The following is a 19,687-nucleotide window of genomic DNA, read 5'->3' as shown; positions in this document are numbered from 1 at the left end:
AAAGGAAAATGATGGATAACAATTCGCAGTCCGTGGCAGTGGAGCAGACCACTGCGGCGGCTAAGAAGACCCGCCGTCGCCGCAAGGCGAAGCGCACCCTTGCCGGTGGCTTCGCTTTGGCGATTGGCCTGTCCGGTGCGGGCGTCTTGGCTTCTGCCTTGACCCCGGACGCACAGGTCGCCACGGCGGAAAAAGATGACCAAGCCCTCGTCCAAGAGGGTAAGGACATCTATGACACCGCTTGTATCACCTGCCACGGTGCCAATCTGCAGGGCATCGAAGGTCGCGGTCCGTCCCTCGTCGGTATCGGTGCTGGTTCCGTGTACTTCCAGGTGCACTCCGGCCGTATGCCGATGATGTCTAACGACGCCCAAGCAGAGCGCAAGGCTCCTCGCTACACCGAGCAGCAGACTCTGGCTCTTGCTGCATATGTTGCAGCCAACGGTGGCGGCGCAGACATTGTCTACAACGACGACGGAAGCGTTGCTCAGGAATCGCTGCGTGGTGCTAACTACAATGGCGAAATCCAGGCAGAAGACGTAGCGAAGGGCTCCGAGCTCTTCCGCATGAACTGCGCTTCCTGCCACAACTTCACCGGCCAGGGCGGCGCTCTGTCCTCCGGTAAGTTCGCTCCGGAGCTGGCTCCGGCAAGCGAGCAGGAGATCTACCAGGCAATGCTGACAGGTCCGCAGAACATGCCTAAGTTCTCCGACCGCCAGCTGACCGCAGATGAGAAGAAGGACATCATTGCCTACCTCAAGTCTGCAAAGGAAACTCCTTCCCCAGCAGGTTGGGACCTTGGTGGTCTCGGCCCAGTAGCGGAAGGCCTGGCAATGTGGATTATCGGTATTAGCGCCCTGTGCGCTGCCGCTATGTGGATTGGATCGCGCTCATGAGCAATGTGAAGAAGAATTACACTAACGCTGAGCTCGACAGGATGAGCAACGATGAACTCGCTGCTCTTGGTACCGAGCTCGATGACGTCACCGTTGCGTTCCGTAAGGAACGTTTCCCAGTCGAAGGTGACCCAGCTGAAAAGCGCGCTGGACGTAACGTTGCTATCTGGTTGTTCCTGTCCGTCATTGGCGGTCTCGGGTTCCTCGGCGTTTATCTGTTCTGGCCGTGGCAGTACAAGCAGCTAGGGGAGGAGGGCCATATTTGGCACACTCTCTACACCCCTCTGCTGGGTATTACTGCTGCCCTCGCAATTTGCGGCTTGGGCATCGCCATCGTTCAGTACGTTAAGAAGATTCTCCCAGAAGAGATTTCCGTGCAGCGTCGTCACGACGGTCCTTCCGAAGAGGTTGATCGCCGTACCCTGACCGCCCTTCTGAACGATTCTTGGAAGACCTCGACTCTGGGTCGCCGCAAGACCGTCCAAGGTCTGCTGGGCGGCGCCGGCGTTCTGTTCGGTCTAACCGTGATTGCTCCGCTTGGCGGCGCAATCAAGAACCCCTGGAAGGTTCGCCACAATATGAACTATGCCGGCGACGGCACCCTGTGGACTTCCGGTTGGACCCTGCACAATGAAGGCGTCAAGCTCTACCTGGCGCGCGACACCGGCACTATCGCCGAGAAGCATTCTGGCGAAACCGGTGAGCACTACAGCACCAAGGGTGTTACCCGCTTGGTTCGTGTGCGCCCGGAGGATCTGGCAGCAGGCGGCATGGAGACCGTCTTCCCGCTGGCAGAAGAAGACGTCAACGATGGCGACAAGTACGATGCCGAGCGCGATGTCTACGAGCACCACATGCACTCGATTCACGGCAACCGCAATGCGGTCATGCTGATTCGCCTGCGTCACCACGACGCCCAGAAGGCAATCGAGCGCGAAGGTCAGGAAGACTTCCACCACGGCGATTACTACGCCTACTCCAAGATCTGTACCCACATCGGTTGCCCGACCTCTCTGTATGAGGCGCAGACCAACCGAATCCTGTGCCCGTGCCACCAGTCGCAGTTCGACGCTTTGCACTACGGAAAGCCGGTCTTCGGCCCGGCTGCCCGTGCACTGCCACAGCTGCCTATCACGGTGGATGACGAGGGCTACCTCGTTGCACAGGGCAACTTCATTGAGCCTGTCGGCCCGGCATTCTGGGAGCGTAAGTCATAATGAGCAATAAACTCGCCCAAATGGGCAACAATATGGATGAGCGCTATAGCGCCGCCGGCGTGCTGAGGACTCAGCTGAACAAGGTCTTTCCGACCCACTGGTCCTTCATGCTTGGTGAGATGGCGCTATACAGCTTCATCATTCTTGTACTGACCGGTATCTATCTGGCGCTGTTCTTCGACCCGTCCATCACCAAGGTCATTTACGACGGCACCTACGCACCGCTTAATGGTGTAGAAATGTCCCGCGCATACGCCACTGCGCTGGATATCTCCTTTGAAGTTCGTGGTGGCCTGTTCGTGCGCCAGATGCACCACTGGGCAGCTTTGCTGTTCATGATGTCCATGGTTGCGCACATGCTGCGCATCTTCTTCACCGGCGCATTCCGTCGTCCGCGTGAGGCAAACTGGATCATCGGTTGCGCACTTATCCTGCTGGGCATGATCGAGGGCTTCCTTGGTTACTCCCTGCCGGACGACCTGCTTTCCGGTGTTGGTCTGCGAATCATGTCCGCCATCATCCTGGGCCTGCCGATTATCGGTACCTGGCTGCACTGGGCAATCTTTAGCGGTGACTTCCCGTCTGACCTGATGTTGGATCGTTTCTACATCCTGCACGTTCTGGTTATTCCGGGCATCATCCTTGGCTTGATTGCAGCCCACCTGATTATGGTTTGGTTCCAGAAGCACACCCAGTTCCCTGGACCGGGTCGTGCAGAGAACAACGTGGTTGGTGTGCGCATTATGCCGGTCTTTGCCACTAAGGCTATCGGCATGGGCATGATGGTTGCTGGCGTACTGGCGCTGATGTCTGGTCTGCTGACCATCAACGCAATCTGGACGCTCGGACCTTATAACCCATCCCAGGTTTCTGCTGGTTCCCAGCCAGATATCTACATGCTGTGGACTGACGGTGTTGCTCGTGTCATGCCGGCATGGGAGCTCTACATCGGCAACTACACCATTCCTTCCGCGTTCTGGGTAGCCCTGCTGTGTGGCCTCATGGTCGTCCTGCTGATGGCGTACCCGTTCTTGGAGAAGAAGTTCACCGGCGACGATGCACACCACAACCTGCTGCAGCGTCCGCGCGATGTTCCTACCCGCTCCGCTATCGGCGCGGCTGCGATCGTGTTCTTCCTGCTGGTTACCCTTTCCGGTGGTAACGACCACGTGGCACACTTCTTCCAGATTTCGCTGAACGCTATGACCTGGGTTGGTCGTATCGGCCTCATCGTGCTGCCTCCGATTGCGTACTTCATGACCTACCGCATTTGTGTTGGTCTGCAGCGCTCTGACCGCGAGGTGCTGGAGCACGGTATTGAAACCGGCGTTATCAAGCAGATGCCGAATGGTGCCTTCATCGAGGTTCACCAGCCGCTCGGCCCGGTTGATGCCGATGGACACCCGGTTCCGCTCGAGTACGCAGGTGCTCAGGTGCCGAAGCAGCTGAACCACCTCGGCCTCGCTGATTCCGAGACCCAGGGCACCTTCAGCCCTGATGACTCGGCCCTCATGCGCCGAGTACACGAAATCCACTCCGATAATCACGACGAGGAAGCGGAGATGTTCCGCCGCCTTAACGAGGCTAACCGTCGTGAGGACGAGGAAAACGGCCGCATCTAACCGCTTTTCCTGAGGACTACTCGAAACGCGCTCACAGACCTGCCCTTGCTCTTGTTGAAGGAGCAAGGGCGGGTCTTGCGTATATACAGATCGATTCCGAACGCAGTCCTCATTTTTCTGGCTGCTACGAGAGTTGTCGAAGGGGGCGTCGCGTGCCTGAGAATCTTTATGAATCTTGGAGCATCTGAAGAAGTGCTGCTGAAAGTTGTTGTGCAGTCGGTTTAGTACACGTTCTGGTGCTCGTATTGTCGGAGTTTAGTGGTTCTCTCGTGATTTACAGCCTTAGGAGCCTAGTGCGTGGGCTCAGGTAGGTGTGAATGCCGAAAGGCTATTGGCTTGAGGCACGCTGCGCTCGTCGATTGAGCGCCTTAAGGGGCGTCGGAAAGCGGTTTAGCTAGAACCACCGCAAGGAAAGGCGGCAAAGCAGGGCGCAGTTGCGATGAAAACAAGGCTCTAGGCGTGCGGTAAAGGAGTAAATTGGTGGGGGAGATGGGGCTGCCAATATGCCTTAGTGCTGAAAGTCACAATTTAGAATCCTCTTAATTGTTAATCGTTTTCTTAGTAAGGGTATTTCTTGGTCAGGTGTCTGCCATCCTCTGTCGTTTGTGCAGCTTGTGAACTTAAAGCATCAAGTTCTGGTGGGAACTAGCGTCGATGTGGAGGTTAAATCTCGACAAGGTCAACAGAAGGTAACGAAGCGATAACAAACGTTATTTTGGTGTCGCGAATGGACATTGCTTGTGATGATTTCGTAACCTATTCGAGACATTGAGTTACCGCCCGAAAAGGTGCTCAATCTAAACAGAAGAATTACAGCGCCGCATCTGGCCCCTCCTACTGAGGGGCCGAGTGGAGGAAATCCTAAAGGAACGGATTCCCAACGAACGCTAGTCCCCCAGGGTCAGAGCTTCCTTTACAAAGGGAGTAGGCGCGCAGGAAGATTTGGAGTTTTACTCATGGCACAGCACCGTCGTCAGGGCATGAAGAACACCCGTCGCATCGCATCTACTGCAGCACTGGCTGCAACCGCCGCCGTCGTCGCACCGGGCGTCGCACAGGCAGCAGAGGTCGTCGTACCTAATACTGACTACCGCTTTGAGGTGGCAGGTCTGGAAAACGTCCCGAACATTGACCAGGTTCCGAACATCGACCGCTACGTTCCGTCCCTGGGTAAGGTTTCTAACCAGCAGAACACCAACTACGCAGCAGCTGGCCACAAGCAGGCCGCTCCGGCACAGCAGACCGTTGGCCAGAAGGCACTGGCTGCAGCGCGCTCCGTCATCGGCTCCCCGTACGTATACGGCGCCGCTGGCCCGAACGCCTTTGACTGCTCCGGTCTGACCAGCTGGGCATACGCTCAGGCTGGCAAGCAGATCCCGCGTACCTCTCAGGCACAGGCTGCCGCCGGTACCCCGGTATCCCTGGATCAGCTGCAGCCGGGTGACATCATCGCTTACTACGGTGGTGCTTCCCACGTTGGTATCTACACCGGCCACGGCACCATCATCGACGCCCTTAACTCCGGCGTCCCGGTTCAGGAGCGCGACCTGAACTACATGCCGATTCACTCCGCAGTTCGCTTCTAAGAAGCAGCGGATCTTGCCCTCCCCTTCGCGGGGAGGGCTTTGTCGTGCATTAGGGGGTAAAACCCGCTATAGTTAGTACGATTTTTAAAATTTTCTTAGTCTAAGGGTCCTTACGTGTCTAAACGAGTACTTCCTGCAGCTGCACTTGCAGCGGCTCTTGCTGTTACGTCGGTTTCTGGGATTTCGCAGGTTCTTGCGCAGGAGGCGGCTCCACAACAGGAGAGCGCCACCGAAGATGTGGACGCCTTGGTAGAGCGCGTTGGCGAAGTTGCGCGCAAAGTTTCTGCCAAGAATGAAGAAGTAAAAGAGCTTGAGGTCAAGCTCGAGGAAAAGCAGGCTGAGGTCGCTAAATCTGAGGAGGTCGCCGCTGAGGCACAAACGCGTGCGGACGAGGCGAAGGGCGATGTTTCCACCCAGCAGGACCGTGTCAATGGCATCGCACAGTCGCGCTACCGCGGTGATTCCCGTTCGGCAGTGTCTGGTGCCTTGGCTGCAGAAGATCCCTCCGATGCCGTAGAGCGCATGGGCTACCTCGGCGCGCTTTCCCGCAAGGCCCAGCGCATTCTTGATGCAAAGGCTAATGCCGCTTCCATGGCGGAGGAGGAAAAGCATAAGGCTGCCGACGCCGCCGCGAAGGTGCGCGAGGAAAAGAAGGCGCTGGAAGAGCAGCGTGAAGAGCTCCTCAAGGAGAAAGAGGAGCTGGAAAAGCAGCAAAAGGACATCGAGAAGCAGGTGGACGCTCTCGATGAGCAGCAGCGCGAGGCCTGGGAAGGCCAGTTCGGCGGATCTGATAAGCCGGATATGGATTTGGGCGAGGTCACAGACGGCGCTGCTTCCGCAGCGTTGTCGAAGCTGGGCGCTCCATATGGCTGGGGTGCGGCTGGCCCCGATCAGTTCGACTGCTCTGGATTGATGTTCTGGGTGTATCAGCAGATTGGCAAGTCCATTCCGCGTACGTCCCAAGCTCAGATTGCCGGTGGCACATCGGTACCGCTGGAAGACCTACAGCCGGGCGATATCGTGGGCTATTACCCGGGAGTAACTCACGTGGGCATGTACATCGGTAATGGTCAGGTGGTCCATGCCTCTACCTATGGCGTGCCTGTTCAGGTAGTACCGCTGAAGTCCATGCCGATTACCGGAACGGCGCGGTACTAAGTGGCCCGCGTTCTGCTGGTAACCAATGACTTCCCGCCCAAGATTGGCGGGATTCAGTCTTACCTGCGCGATTTCGTAGCGACCTTAGATCCGCGCGATGTCGTGGTCTTCGCCTCAACCCAGGAATCGCCGGCGGAATTCGATGCTGGGGTGGACTACAAGGTCATCCGCTGGCCTCGCCGCGTGATGTTGCCGACGCCCGCCACGGTGCGTCGGATGCAGGAGATCATCCGCGCAGAAAATATTGACATCGTATGGTTTGGTGCAGCCGCGCCCCTTGCTTTGATGGGCAAGGCCGCAAAGGAGGCGGGGGCGACCTGTGTGGTAGCTACGACGCACGGGCACGAAGTGGGGTGGTCAATGGTGCCCGTTGCTCGGCAGTGCCTGCGCCGCATTGGTGACAATGCTGACGTGATTACCTATATTTCTGACTACACCCTGCGTCGGTTGCGTCGACCATTTGGACCGAATCCGCGCTGGGAGCACCTGCCTTCCGGAGTGAGCGTGGAAGGCCTTTCTCCAGCCACGCCAGAGAACCGCGCAGCGGCGAAGGCAGAGTTCGGGGTTGCAGGGCCGACCATCGTCTGCATTTCACGGTTTGTCCCGCGCAAGGGTCAAGACCAGCTGCTCCGCGCTATGCCTTTAGTGCGCGAGGACTTCCCAGATGCACAGCTACTGCTCATAGGCCGCGGACGCTATCGCGCGGCCCTAGAGCAACTGGCGGAAATGTACTGCCCGGACGCAGTGATCCAAGAAGCAGAAAGCATTGAGACTGCATTGCATGCAGCGGATGTTTTTGCCATGCCGGCCCGCACTCGCGGCGGAGGGCTTGACGTCGAGGGCTTGGGAATCGTCTATTTGGAGGCGCAAGCGTGCGGCCTGCCGGTTGTCGCTGGAGACTCCGGTGGTGCACCGGAGACGGTGACGGGGGAAACGGGGGTCGTCGTCAAGGGCGGATCTGTGCCGGAACTAGCTGGAGCGTTGAAAGCTCTCTTGGCTGACCCGCAGCGTAGGCTTCGCATGGGGCAGGCGGGGCGTCGCCATGTGGAAGAGAATTGGACGTGGCGGATAATGGGGCAGCGATTGCGGCAGCTGATGTCTTGATGTGACCCTAACCCGGTTGTCGGTATATTCTGTTATGCATGCTTAAGAACAACTCCGCCGATCTGACTATCGGCTTCGACGTCGGTGGCACCAACGTGCGCGGCGGAGTGATCACTCGGGAGGGTGAGATTCTCGCGAGCCGCACGGTTCCTACTTCCATGGACGCAGAGCAGCTGGAAGCGGACATTGTGGGCATCGTCGATGAGCTGCGCGCTGACTATGAGGTGGACGCCGTTGGCCTCGCCTTGGCGGGATTTTTGGATCCTACGTGCGAGGTAGTGCGCTTCGCCCCGCACCTTCCCTGGCGGCACGCCAAAGTGCGGGAATCACTCTCGCAGAAGCTCGGTATGCACGTGCGGTTGGAGCATGATGCAAATTCCGCCGCGTGGGGTGAGTGGTGCTTTGGTGCTGGCCGCGGAGCGGAGGATTGGGTTTTCTTTGCGGTAGGAACAGGTATCGGCGCCACGCTGATGACGCATGACACCATCTACCGCGGCGCGTTTGGCACCGCCCCAGAATTTGGGCATATCGTGGTAGTCCCTAATGGTCGGCAGTGCTCCTGCGGCAAGCGCGGCTGCTTGGAACGCTATGCCTCCGGCACCGCGTTGCCGGATACCTGCGCCGATTTGCGTGGGAGCTATGAAACCTCGCTGCCGGCTGAGCCCACCGGTAAGGAAATTACCCAAGCGGCGCGCCGTGGAGATCCGCTTGCCGTAGCGGTAATGGAAGACTTCAGCCGGTGGCTGGGCCAGGGCCTATCCATTGTTGCTGATGTTTTGGATCCGGAGCTCATCGTGCTCGGCGGCGGCGTATCCCAAGATGCGGACCTCTACCTCGAGGGCGCTGCCCAAGCCATGGGACAGGATATTGTCGGGGCAGGGCATCGCCCCCTCGCACGTGTTGCCACCGCAGAATTAGGGTCGGCAGCGGGTATGATTGGCGTAGCCGATTTGGCCCGCAGTGGCCGTTAAAACTAACAAAGGACGACCTGGCGATGAAAAACAAGTGGTACTGGACTTTTAAGCACATCTTCTTCGGACCCGCCCTGCGAGTATGGAATCGCCCGTGGACCGAGGGCATCGAGAAAATCCCCGCTGAGGGTCCTGCGATTTTGGTGTCGAATCACCAGGCGGTTATGGATTCCTTCTTCTTTCCTTTGGTGTGTCCGCGCCAGATAACGTTTCCGGCTAAGTCGGAATACTTCACCACTCCGGGTCTTGTTGGTAGCCTGCAAAAGTGGTTCTTTACCTCGGTAGGCCAGGTCCCCATCGAGCGCGATAGCGAGGACGCTGGCGACGCCATCGTGGAAACCGCAGAAGGCATTTTGTCCCGTGGCGATCTCTTCGGTATCTATCCGGAAGGAACTCGTTCCCCAGATGGCCGCGTGTACAGGGGACGCACCGGCATGGCGCGCATCGCCATGGAGACTAATCAGCCAGTATTTCCCATCGCGATGATCAATTCGCGCAAGGCCAATCCCATTGGCTCGTGGATTCCCCGCCCCTTCAAGGTTGGCGTGCGGGTAGGAGACCCCATCTGGCCGCATGAGTGGGCCAAGGAGCGCGGGATGAATCCGGCCGAGCATGACACTATTCGCGCCTTCACCGACTTTGTGATGCGCAATTTGGCCGAGCTGAGTGATCAGCCTTATGTTGATGTGTACGCCTCCGATGTGAAGGCTTCGCTCAAAGCCGGCCATGGTTACCCCGCCGGCGCTGAATACAAGGGGAGGTAATCACTATTCCCAAGGCCCGCTTAGCTTGGCCAGATACCGCTAAAGGCGTATCCATTATCGGCGTGGTGCTCTTGCACGTCACGCTGGTGGTTCCGGAAGGTGAGCTAACGTGGTTGGCTGACCTAAACATGTGGCTGGATCCCCTTCGCCTGCCCTTGTTTTTCCTCGTATCCGGCTATTTCTCTACCAAGATCTTTCGCTATTCTTTCAGCGAGCTTTTTACCCGCCGCCTGTGGTTTTTTCTCGTGCCCTATACGGTGTGGATGACCGTTGAGCTGTGGACTAAGCGCATCGAGTACCACTGGGTATTTGGTGATCCCTATCTGCAGCTTACGGATCTGCTCTATAACCTGCTGCTAGGCCATACCATGGCGTGGTTCATTCACGCGCTTATCTTTTTCAATATATTTTTGTGGGCCGTACGCAAGTTGCCCGCGTGGGCAGGCATTGGCCTGAGCTTTGCGCCGCTGCTGTTTATAGCGTGGCAGCATCATTACTACTTTATTGGCAAGGCAATCATGTTCTTGCCCATCTTCGTCGGTGCGGCCTATTTGCGCGGGCCTATTACGCGGTTTGCCGACGCCGCCGAAGCACCCTTCAAAGGCACCTTCCGCAAGGCCTCTATGTGGGCATATGGTGCGGCAATCATCAGCTACATCGCGGGACTTACCATCCGGCACACCTGGAATGCCGTCGAAGGCGAGGTAGCGGTGCAGTGGCCACTGCCAGGCGGGGATATTCTTGGCCGAGGCGATCTAGACCTGCTGATCCGCTTTGCGGAGCAGACGCTTGAAACCCCAGCGGGCATCGTCGGTGCTGTCCTTATTAGTCATGTTCCGGCGCTGTCTACTTTTGTAAAGTTCGTGGGCCGGCATACCCTGCCCATTTACTTGGCCCACCCGATCGGCATGACGCTGGGGTACGGCTTCTTCATGGCCCACCGCGACTATGTGGTGAGCCTTGCTGGCCAGTGGCCGATGGAAAATACCTGGTCCTGGATCGGAATGTGTTTCTTCTACTCCGCTGCGGCATCGGTAGCGCTTTGGGCGCTCGGGAAGGTGCCTATCCTTGGCTGGACGCTGGTTCCGCCGCGGATTGATAAGCGCCGGCCCGTCGTAGAGCCAATGGTAGCGAGCAAAGAACCAGCAGCGCAGTAACAATGGCGTAGTCATTGCCCACAATATGCTGCCACCATTCCCAGTTCAGCTCTTGGTCATTGGCATGGGGGACAAGCCAATGTCCGCGGGCCAAAAGCGCGAGCCACGTCAGCGCAGCGAGCGCCCAGTAGCGCTGCGCCACTAGCAGCACACCCGCCAATACCAGCCAGGTGAAGTGGTGTGACCATGACACGGGCGAGCACAGGAGCGATACTGAAGCGGCCAGCAGCATGAGTACCGCCTGGTTCTCGTGGGAGAGGCGCTCCATGGCAAACCACACGATGGCAACGACGAGGACGACGGCCACAAGCCACAGCTTTTCAGCGTGGTCGGGGGCTAGGCGGCTAAAGAAACCGCGCAGAGATTGGTTGGAGCTATAGGCAAGTCCACCGATGCGGTTGGAATCGCGCAGTGTTTCGCTCCAGTACTGGATGGAGCTATGTGGATTGCAGGCGAAGGCGATGAGCCCTGCTGCCAGAAAGGAACCGAGGGCGCTGAAAAATGCGCGCCATTCGCGGCGGACGAAAAATACGGCAAGGAATACCGCAGGGGTGAGCTTGATCGCTATAGCGATACCGGTAAGCACGCCCCTGCCGTGTCCAGGGCGCAGCCAGAGAATATCGACCACTACGAGTGCGGTGAGCAGGATGTTGACCTGCCCGAAGCTGAAGGTCTCCGTAATCGGTTCAGTAAGCATCGCCGCTAGAAGCGCCCAGCCTGCCCATCCCGGGCAGCCAAGAGAGCGCAGGACCAGGGCAACGCAGACCCACAGGGCAAGAAAGGAGGCGACAGATACGAGGATGCTCGCGGTGGTGAGGGGAATCCAGCTCAGCGGGGCAAAAAGCAGCGCCGCAAAGGGCGGATAGGTGAAGGGAAGAGAGACATCGCGATTGCTACCGACGAGGTAGTCCTTGGCGTAGAGGTCGCTGCCAAATCCGGCTCCACCTTCGCGGTAAACATCGAGGTCAATGTGGTAGTAGGTGGAGAACTTGCCGGAGAAAAGCTCCGGGATATCGATGAGCCACCAAAGGGCCACGAGGGCAGAGAGGCACAAGGGCAAAGCAGTAAACCACAAAGATTTCTTCACGCCAGAAGTGTACAACCGTCTCTTGAAGGGGCCAATTTATCGCCGCAGACTAGGCGGCGCTAGGCTTGGGAGACGTGCGCTACTTCTATGACACCGAATTTATCGAAGATGGACAAACCATTGAATTGGTCTCCATCGGCATCGTCGGTGAGAATGGCAGCGAGTACTACGCCGTGTCTACGGATTTCGATCCGTCCAAGGCCAATTCTTGGGTCAAAGACAATGTACTGGCCAAGCTGCCCAGCCCGCGGGACCCAGTATGGAAGCCTCTGGAGACCATTCGCGCGGAGGTCTTCGAGTTTCTTACCCAGAGCTCAACTCCGGTAGAGCTGTGGGCGTGGGTGGGCGCCTATGATCATGTGGTTTTGGCGCAGCTGTGGGGCGATATGGCCGGACTGCCCAAGCGCATGCCACGCTATACCCGCGAGCTGAAGCAGTATTGGGAATTTGCAGGGCGACCGAGCCTGCCGGCCGTGCCTAAGGGCAATCACGATGCGCTTGTCGACGCCCGCCATAACCTCGCCAAGTTCCGAGCCTGCGCCCAGGTGCTTCCGCTGTCTAAGGGTAATAGAATTAATATCTAGAATTTAACTAACTCGCGATAGGCGCTTGATGGTTAAATAGCAGTGTGAGTTGGACAGTAGATATTCCGCAAGGCGTTCTGCCAGACCTTCCGCCATTGCCCGCCGGCATCGACGAGGTCTTCCAGGACGTCATCAAGCGTGACGCAAAGCAGCAGCCCAGCTGGGATACTTCCCAGGCCGATAACGTGCGCAAGATTCTCGAGTCCGTGCCGCCCATCGTGGTTGCGCCCGAGATCGAGGCGCTCAAGAAGAAGCTGGCAGACGTTGCCTTGGGTAACGCCTTTTTGCTCCAGGGCGGCGATTGCGCGGAAACCTTTGAGTCCAATACTGAGCCGCATATCCGTGGCAATGTGAAAACGCTGCTGCAGATGGCCGTGGTGTTGACCTACGGCGCATCCGTTCCCGTGGTTAAACTCGGCCGCATCGCTGGCCAGTACGCCAAGCCACGTTCTTCCGATACGGACTCCAATGGTTTGTTGAATTACCGCGGTGACATTGTCAATGGCGTGGAGCCCACCGATGAGGCTCGTCGCCACGACCCGGCCCGAATGATCCGCGCTTACGCGAACTCTTCGGCGGCAATGAACCTCGTGCGTTCTTTGACCTCTTCCGGCACTGCGGATCTTTATCGCCTGCATGAGTGGAACCGCGAGTTCGTGCGCAATTCCCGCGCTGGTGCCCGCTACCAGGACTTGGCCCGGGAGATTGAAAACGGCTTGAACTTCATGAATGCCTGTGGCGTGCACGATGACACCCTGCGCTCGGCCGATATCTACTGCTCGCACGAGGCATTGCTGAAGGACTACGAGCGCTCCATGCTGCGCTTGGGTCAGGACAATAACGGCGATACCAAGCTCTACGATCTCTCCGCACACCAGGTATGGATTGGTGAGCGCACGCGTGGCATCGAAGATTTCCACGTGAACTTTGCGGCGATGATTGGTAACCCAGTGGGCATCAAGCTGGGACCGGGCGTCACCCCGGAGCAGGCCGTGGAGTACGCGGAAAGGCTGGACCCGAATCGCGAGCCAGGCCGCCTGACCATGATTTCGCGCATGGGACACGATAAGGTGCGCACGGTTCTGCCTGCCATTGTCAAGGCAGTGGAAGACTCCGGCCACAAGGTGGTATGGCAGTCCGACCCGATGCACGGCAATACCTTCACCGCTTCTAATGGCTACAAGACTCGCCACTTTGACAAGATCGTGGATGAGGTCCAAGGCTTCTTCGAGGTTCACCGCGAACTGGGTACCCACCCGGGTGGCGTACACCTTGAGTTCACCGGTGAAGACGTCACCGAGTGCTTGGGCGGCGCCGAGGACATTACCGACGTGGATCTGCCGGGCCGCTACGAGTCGGCCGTGGATCCGCGCCTTAATACTCAGCAGTCGCTCGAGCTGTCCTTCCTCATCGCGGAGATGCTACGTAACTAAATCCACAGGTTCGGCGTCATGCCGTAGAGCGAGGAGCCGAACCACCACCCGCCGATAGCCACCGCGCCCACCGCAATCGCGACCACTACTAAGTACAGCACTAGTGACAGCGGATTGCGGTTGGTCAGCGGACGCTCGGCGGGTTCTTCATGCGCGCTCTGGACCGGCTGCTCGGGGACAGGAGCAGGTACCGGTGCAGGCGCAGAGGCAGCCGCCGGCCCAAATGGTTCGAGTGGGGGCTCGGTCGCGGAATACGGCTGTGCCTGGGGGCGTGACAATGATTGCGGCTCCGGTTCTGGAGCGGCCCCGGCCTGTGGCAAATCCAGTTTCGTCTCAAAGCTAAGGCGCTGCGGCGGGATGACTTCAGTCGGGCCGCCGTCGAGATGCTCCGTTTCACCCTGAGGAATGCTGCGGGTGGGTTCGAAAATTTCCGTGGCTCCAGTGCCCGAAAAATCCGTGGGTGCTTGTGCCGTGCGCGCCGCGGCAGCGTTCCTTGGCACGGGGATGGTCACGTCCGGAAGATCGAGCTCTCGGCAAACATCATCGAGCGCCTCGAGGAATTCTCCGGCGTCGGCGAAGCGCTCGCGGGGATCGCGGGCGGTGGCGGTGGCCACGAGGGCGTCGACAAGCTTGGGCACCCCAGAAATCCGCGAGGACGGCGCGGGGACGTCGGAATCCAAGCGGGCCGTGGCATGCGCTAGGGGAGTATCCCCCGAGAATGGAGCGGTGCCGGTAAGCAGCTCGAAGAGGACAATGCCGGCTGAATAGACATCTGAGGCCGGTGTAATTTCTTCGCCCGTGACCTGCTCCGGTGCGAGGTAGGATACGGTGCCCACAATCATGTCCGAGGTAGCCTCGGCATTGGTGGCACGCACCAGCCCAAAATCGCCCACCTTTACTCGGTGATGGGATGTAATAAGCACATTATCGGGCTTGATGTCGCGGTGGATAAGCCCGGTCGAGTGCACCTCTTCCAAGCCGCGCAGCACATTGCGCAGGGTAGAGGTGGCCGCCTGCACCGGAAAGGGCCCGCCCTCGGCCAAGAGCTCGCGCAGCGTACCGCCATCGATGAGCTCCATGATGAGATAAATGGGCTCGCCGTCGGCGGAAAAATCGTGAATAGCCACGAGATTGGGATGCTGCAGGCGGGCCATGGCGCGAGCCTCGCGAGAAAAACGCTTAATAAAGACCGGGTCATCGGAATAGCGCTCGTCCATGACCTTGGCCGCGACCGCTCGCCCCAGCCGCATGTCCACGCAGCGATAGACGGTAGACATGCCACCGCGGGCAATGGGGCGATCGATCCGGTAACGATTCTCCAGAACGTCACCAATTTCCAACCTAGTCATGCTTCCCAGTATGGCTGATCATCTAGCCCGCGTTAAAGTAGAGAACGTGACTAACCAAGAAAAATCCCTCGATTCCTTGCTCGCTAACGAAGAACTGCTCAGCATGCAGCAGGTGGCAGAAAAGCTAGACCTGCCCATCACCCGCGCTTATGACCTGCTGCAGGACCGGAAGTTCATTGCCTGGGATTCCCCAGAAGGAAAGCGCGTGCCGCTAGCCTTCTTCAACGACAAGGGCGTCATTGCCAAGCATGTAACTGCGGCAATTACCGTGTTGACAGACGGCGGCTATAAGGACGACGAAATCTTCAAGCATCTCTTTACCGAGGATGACTCGCTGCCGGGCCGCCCGATCGATGCTTTGCACGGTCACCTTGCCCGCGAGGTTATTCGGCGCGCGCAGGCTGCCGCTTTTTAGGCACGTCTTCAAAGATCCACTGGGTGGCAAACCATGCCACCACAATCATGCCGATGACCCAGAACCAGTTGTAGAGCTGGTGATTGCCATCGCCAGAGAACGAGACGCCGATAAACAGGGCCACGCCGGTGGTGAATTTGATGAGCCAGAGCGGCGGCCGGAAGGTGCCCATCAGGGTAAAGATAGAGGCGTAGTACCACGGTAGGGTCACGGCATTGAAAACGAAGGCAACTTGGTATGCGGCCGCGGTGCCCATAACAGCGTCGCGGTTGTCCTTGCGGCAAAGCCACCACACTGTCACCAGCCCAATGAGCATGCAGGCCATGGCGATGCTGCGCAGGACGGCCAGGATGGCGTTATAGGACGCATCCGGCATAAATATTTGTACCGCTGGGAAGATAATATCGGTGGCCAAGGTGGGACCTGCCAGCGGGTTAATCACCTTGGAATTGCCGCTTACCTGCGATAGCCAGCCCCATGACGTGCCGGAAACCCACGTGATGAGGGCTACTGCGGCGATGATTTCTGCCAGTGCGGCGATGCCAGATAGCACAAAGACAGCAAGTTGTCGCCACTTACTGGAGCCCTTGGGAGCGTAGTGGTGGGGCATCATCCATACGATAAACGGTGCCGCAATAACCGCAGTTGCCTTCATAGCCACGGCCGTGCCCACGAGGATGAGGGCGGCGTGGAAGCGCTTATGCAATGCCGCTAGCAGGCCGATAGACACGAGCCCCACCATGAGTGACTCATTATGCATGCCGCCGATAAGGTGCACGATAATAACTGGATTAGCTACACCAAGCCACAGTGCTACCGCAGGATCCGCGCCGAGTTTGCGGGCGATGCGGGGGATTGACCAGGCGATGGCAATAAACCCGAGCAGAGAAAGAACCTTATAGATCACCACGCCTGCAGTGACGTTATCTCCTACCAGGCTGGTGACCAGTTCTCCTATCCACAGGTGGAGGGGACCATAAGGTGTGGTGGTATTGCGCCAATCTTGTGATACCTCAAGGAGGAAGGGTCCGGGGTTAACGGCGGCACCTTCGGTATATGGATCGAAGCCATCGCGAACCATAGCACCTTGCATGAGATAGGAATACACATCGCGGGAGGCCAATGGCCCGGCTAATAAAAGGGGAGCTACCCAGGCGATGAGGAGGCGCTGGATGTGCCGCAAGCCGCCCTCAGGCAGAGGATTTTTGAGCTGCGGGCGAATGATGGTGCGCCCAGCTAGCACCCACGCTGCGGCTAAGAGGAAAATACCCACCCAGTACAGCGCGAGGCCGAGATTGCGCCCGTGCCCATAGGACAAGAAGCCAATATTTAATGCTTCGAGGAGTCCTCCACGGTTGCGGGTGGCGCCGCCAGAAAAGGACGCGAGCAGCAAAATGCAGGAGGCAGATATCCCCAGCGGCAGCGCGCGTGGAATGGGAAAAGAGTACGTCTTTGCCACGGCACAACCTACTTGCGGCGAGCAGTGGCCTTGATAGCCAACTGCTCTAGGGTTTCGGTGACCGTGGGATCCACCTGTGCAGCGCGCAGGTGCTGCAGGCCCGACTGCGTTAGGGCATCGATGCGGCGCTCAATCTCTTCTGGTGCGCCCGAATCAGCGATGATCTGGGCCAAACGCGATAGCTCTTGGGGATCTGAGGTGTGGCCAATGAGCTTGCGCAAGGTAGCAGCAGCTTGTGGATCAGACTCATCCGCGCGCTGGAGCGCTAGCGCTAACAGTTCGGTTCGCTTGCCTTCGCGCAGGTCATCACCGGCAGGTTTGCCGGTTACCGCGGGATCGCCAAAAACACCCAGCTGATCGTCGCGCAACTGGTAGGCAATGCCAATATCGTGCCCATAGCCGCGGAAGGCTGCGATAAGTTCCTCGCTTGCACCGGCGATGGCGGCGCCCAAGTGCAGCGGGCGTTCAATGGTATAAGCGGCGGTCTTATAGCGGTTGACGGAATTGGCAAGCTCTACTGATTCGGAACCTGCCGCCTCCAAAGAGATGTCCAAGAGCTGTCCACCGATAACCTCAGTGCGCATGCCGCGCCACGGGCTGCGAGCACGGTGCAAAGCGGCCGCACTCAGGCCGGAATCTTGGAACATGTCCTCTGCGTACACCAGCGCTAAATCGCCTACCAAGATCGCTACGGAGGTGCCGAAGAACTCTGGGTCTCCCAAGTATTCCGATTCGCGGTGCAGCTTTTCGACGCCCCGGTGCACCGTAGGATTGCCGCGACGGGTATTGGAAGCATCGATAATGTCATCGTGGATAAGGGCGCAGGCCTGGATAAATTCCAAAGAGGCGGCCGCGCGGAGCATAGCCGCGGGATCTTCTTCTCCTTGACCTGCGGCAAGGTAGCCCGCCCAGGCATAGGTAGGTCGCACTCGCTTGCCGCCGTCAAGCACGAAGGATTCCAAAAAGCTCACGGCCTTTGTTACAGGGGCGCCAATTGCGGCCACCTGCTCTCGGCGTTGATCGAGAAAGGTGGCGAGTTCCTCGCGCACCGCACCGGGGATGTCCGCAAGCTCAGGAATATTCTGCATAGTCACACCCCACACGATACCGGCTAGGTTGCGCAAGAAATAACAGAGGTTTACAGCGGCAGGCTCGCGCCCAATATGGCAAAGGGGCGGGAATCGGCGGGGTAGAGATGATCACGGAGGACATCGAAGAAGCCGGCGGCTCTATAAAGGCGGAAGGCACCGTTATCCTCGTTCGGTACCTCGGGCGTGGACAACAGCGCATAGCGCGCCGGGGCATTCCATAGCAATCCCTCTAATAGTTTTCTGCCTAGGCCGTGCCCCTGGTACTGCGGCAAGACGTGAATCTCTGCCAACTCAAAGTAGTTGCGCACAATGTCCCATTGCTCTTCGGTGGGGCCACCTTGTAGCCGGAGTCCGCGGCGAAGCTCAGCGTCCCACCAGCTATCTGGGGAGCCTAAGAACCCATAGGCCACGCCGACGATGCCATTGTCATGGGTGACAATCTGCGCGCTGAATCCGGGGCGGGTCACGTCATTTCGCCAGCTTGAGATGCGGCTATGCAAGATCGCGGGATTGTAGTGCATTGCCTCGATGTAGATTTCCACCAACTGCGGGGCTAGCAGGGAGAATTCCGGCGGGGTTAGGCGGCGAATTTCAAAGCTCACACTTCCTATGACACCAGATGTCTGTAGCGGAGGGAAAGCGAGGCTTACTCCGTTCTTCGAAAGTCGCAATAGGGAATCGAACAAGCGGGCTGCAGTTAAGTTGTGGCCTGCAATCAACGTTGATCAAATCGAACACGTGAACTATTGTCAAGGGTGGAATGTCTGGCGGCTTGCTTAGGGTCGGGGGCAGTTCAACGACGTTATTTATTTAGTTAAGGGCAAAGACAATGGCACAGATTATTTCGGCAACGCGTACCCGTTCTCTTGGGCGAGAAGGCGGCAAGCGGGCACGGTTCCTCTTCCAGGCACGAGAATTATTAGACGTGGCGCGCGGTTATGCGGCTGAGGGGCGATTCGATCAAGCCTTAGAGGTGGCGTACCAATCGGCTCTACGTACTGCTGGCGCACGAGTGGCTGCATCTGTAGTGGCTCGGCGCCGCCGCCTTCCCTCCAGTGCATGGGATCGTTTAGCGCTCGTCGGTGTGGAAGACAAGCGGTGGGCTGAATCCTTTAAGGGATATTCGCGGACTCGTGCGCGCGTGTCTTCGGGGCTGGATGAAGCGCCGAGCGAGGAATATGTTTATGGCCTCATGCAGCATGCCGCACAATTTTTGGATGAAAGTGAGGCGGGGACTACTTTCGGCTCTTTTGCTGCGTAGTCACTCCGTGGGGGCGCTCACTACCTTTTGGGGAACATACTGATTATTCTGGGCGTTAATATAGATAGAACTATTACCGCCCGAAGCTCAATCCCTAGTTGGAGGAACAGTGTCCCTTTCCGAGCAGGAGCAACGCACGCTCCGTGAAATTGAGGAATCGTTACTTGCTGACGATCCTAAGTTTGGCGCTTCCGTTTCTGAGCCTGCGTCGTTCGGCGGATCTGGCGGTGCGGTAACCCTCCGAGGTGTAGCGCTCGTTGTCGTTGGCCTTTGCATGCTTGTCGGCGGTGTTGCTCTCGCGCAGCAAAGCCTGTGGTTTATCGTGCTTTCTATCGCGGGCTTTTTGGTGATGTTTGCCGCCGGCGTGTGGATGTTGCGCGGAGACGGATCTGGGCATTCTGCCCAGGGTCATTATTCCGGCGCTCGTGCAAAGAAGTCCGCGTCCCGCAGTGGTGGAGTCAGCGGCAAGTTGGAGGAAAACTTCCGTCGCCGCTTTGAGGAGCGTTAGCGCTTTTTAATTTAGTTTGCCCCGG

General features: G+C 58.2%; 19 protein-coding genes. 14 read left to right on the top strand and 5 right to left on the bottom strand.

Translation table 11 applies throughout. The features are described from left to right. The first annotated feature begins 8 nt into the window (after positions 1-8). From MHY13_RS04750 to MHY13_RS04710, 9 genes are all read left to right on the top strand, one after another. On the top strand, positions 9-896 hold the full coding sequence (locus MHY13_RS04750; protein ID WP_005324465.1) for a c-type cytochrome: 888 nt from the start codon (positions 9-11) through the stop codon (positions 894-896). After that, entirely contained in the window at positions 893-2,113 is a 1,221-nt protein-coding gene (locus tag MHY13_RS04745; protein WP_204608309.1) for a ubiquinol-cytochrome c reductase iron-sulfur subunit, read from the top strand. The genes MHY13_RS04750 and MHY13_RS04745 overlap by 4 nt, the downstream gene beginning before the upstream one ends. Further along, entirely contained in the window at positions 2,113-3,735 is a 1,623-nt protein-coding gene (locus MHY13_RS04740; RefSeq protein WP_204608311.1) for a cytochrome bc complex cytochrome b subunit, read from the top strand. The genes MHY13_RS04745 and MHY13_RS04740 overlap by 1 nt, the downstream gene beginning before the upstream one ends. Before the next feature lie 956 nt (positions 3,736-4,691). Then, positions 4,692-5,321 carry a C40 family peptidase gene (locus MHY13_RS04735; protein WP_204608313.1) on the top strand — a complete coding sequence of 210 codons (630 nt, stop codon included), beginning with the start codon at positions 4,692-4,694 and terminating at the stop codon, positions 5,319-5,321. A 114-nt stretch (positions 5,322-5,435) separates the two neighbouring features. After that, positions 5,436-6,479, top strand: coding sequence for a C40 family peptidase (locus MHY13_RS04730; RefSeq protein WP_239281513.1), 1,044 nt, complete (start codon positions 5,436-5,438; stop codon positions 6,477-6,479). Next, a complete protein-coding gene (locus MHY13_RS04725) occupies positions 6,480-7,583 on the top strand; it encodes a glycosyltransferase family 4 protein (protein ID WP_239281511.1) in 1,104 nt (367 codons plus the stop codon). It abuts the gene before it with no gap. 38 nt (positions 7,584-7,621) lie between these two features. Then, a complete protein-coding gene (locus MHY13_RS04720) occupies positions 7,622-8,554 on the top strand; it encodes an ROK family protein (RefSeq protein WP_239193594.1) in 933 nt (310 codons plus the stop codon). 23 nt (positions 8,555-8,577) lie between these two features. Continuing rightward, a complete protein-coding gene (locus MHY13_RS04715) occupies positions 8,578-9,318 on the top strand; it encodes a 1-acyl-sn-glycerol-3-phosphate acyltransferase (RefSeq protein ID WP_239281509.1) in 741 nt (246 codons plus the stop codon). Positions 9,319-9,380: 62 nt separating this feature from the next. Beyond that, the gene (locus MHY13_RS04710; RefSeq protein ID WP_239281507.1) at positions 9,381-10,475 is read left to right on the top strand and encodes a hypothetical protein; all 1,095 of its coding nucleotides are present in this window, start codon (positions 9,381-9,383) and stop codon (positions 10,473-10,475) included. Here MHY13_RS04710 and MHY13_RS04705 read toward each other — a convergent pair. Next, a complete protein-coding gene (locus MHY13_RS04705) occupies positions 10,381-11,562 on the bottom strand; it encodes a glycosyltransferase 87 family protein (RefSeq protein WP_239281497.1) in 1,182 nt (393 codons plus the stop codon). The genes MHY13_RS04710 and MHY13_RS04705 overlap by 95 nt on opposite strands. 74 nt (positions 11,563-11,636) lie before the next feature. On the opposite strand from MHY13_RS04705, the gene MHY13_RS04700 reads away from it, so the two are divergent. Both MHY13_RS04700 and MHY13_RS04695 read left to right on the top strand, forming a co-directional pair. Next, positions 11,637-12,146, top strand: a complete 510-nt coding sequence (locus tag MHY13_RS04700) for a polyadenylate-specific 3'-exoribonuclease AS (RefSeq protein ID WP_204611416.1) — start codon at positions 11,637-11,639, stop codon at positions 12,144-12,146. A gap of 44 nt (positions 12,147-12,190) precedes the next feature. Continuing rightward, the gene (locus tag MHY13_RS04695) at positions 12,191-13,579 is read left to right on the top strand and encodes a class II 3-deoxy-7-phosphoheptulonate synthase (protein ID WP_005328936.1); all 1,389 of its coding nucleotides are present in this window, start codon (positions 12,191-12,193) and stop codon (positions 13,577-13,579) included. Here MHY13_RS04695 and MHY13_RS04690 read toward each other — a convergent pair. Further along, on the bottom strand, positions 13,576-14,928 hold the full coding sequence (locus tag MHY13_RS04690; RefSeq protein ID WP_239281495.1) for a serine/threonine-protein kinase: 1,353 nt from the start codon (positions 14,926-14,928) through the stop codon (positions 13,576-13,578). The two genes, MHY13_RS04695 and MHY13_RS04690, sit on opposite strands and share 4 nt — an antisense overlap. A 10-nt stretch (positions 14,929-14,938) precedes the next feature. Between MHY13_RS04690 and MHY13_RS04685 the strand changes: the two genes are divergently transcribed. Then, positions 14,939-15,343 carry an Rv2175c family DNA-binding protein gene (locus tag MHY13_RS04685; RefSeq protein ID WP_080970387.1) on the top strand — a complete coding sequence of 135 codons (405 nt, stop codon included), beginning with the start codon at positions 14,939-14,941 and terminating at the stop codon, positions 15,341-15,343. Here the strand turns inward: MHY13_RS04685 and MHY13_RS04680 are convergent. Genes MHY13_RS04680 through MHY13_RS04670 form a run of 3 tightly spaced genes read right to left on the bottom strand, consistent with a single transcriptional unit; the run spans position 15,312 to position 18,495 of the window. Continuing rightward, a complete protein-coding gene (locus MHY13_RS04680; RefSeq protein ID WP_239281493.1) occupies positions 15,312-16,802 on the bottom strand; it encodes an alpha-(1->6)-mannopyranosyltransferase A in 1,491 nt (496 codons plus the stop codon). The two genes, MHY13_RS04685 and MHY13_RS04680, sit on opposite strands and share 32 nt — an antisense overlap. 8 nt (positions 16,803-16,810) lie before the next feature. Continuing rightward, entirely contained in the window at positions 16,811-17,890 is a 1,080-nt protein-coding gene (locus MHY13_RS04675; RefSeq protein ID WP_239281675.1) for a polyprenyl synthetase family protein, read from the bottom strand. Between the two features lie 50 nt (positions 17,891-17,940). After that, positions 17,941-18,495: a GNAT family N-acetyltransferase gene (locus MHY13_RS04670; RefSeq protein WP_239281491.1), complete on the bottom strand. Its 555-nt coding sequence runs from the start codon at positions 18,493-18,495 to the stop codon at positions 17,941-17,943. A 227-nt stretch (positions 18,496-18,722) separates the two neighbouring features. On the opposite strand from MHY13_RS04670, the gene MHY13_RS04665 reads away from it, so the two are divergent. Next, on the top strand, positions 18,723-19,154 hold the full coding sequence (locus MHY13_RS04665) for an SAV_6107 family HEPN domain-containing protein (RefSeq protein ID WP_239281489.1): 432 nt from the start codon (positions 18,723-18,725) through the stop codon (positions 19,152-19,154). Positions 19,155-19,263: 109 nt separating this feature from the next. Then, positions 19,264-19,662, top strand: a complete 399-nt coding sequence (locus tag MHY13_RS04660; RefSeq protein WP_239193612.1) for a DUF3040 domain-containing protein — start codon at positions 19,264-19,266, stop codon at positions 19,660-19,662. Positions 19,663-19,687: the final 25 nt, after the last annotated feature.

Origin of the sequence: Corynebacterium sp. ACRPE, assembly GCF_022347435.1 — a bacterium.
In the GTDB taxonomy this organism is placed as follows: Bacteria; Actinomycetota; Actinomycetes; order Mycobacteriales; family Mycobacteriaceae; genus Corynebacterium; species Corynebacterium tuberculostearicum_D.
Note: the sequence above shows the minus strand (reverse complement) of the source record. Positions and strands in the feature narration are given on the sequence as shown.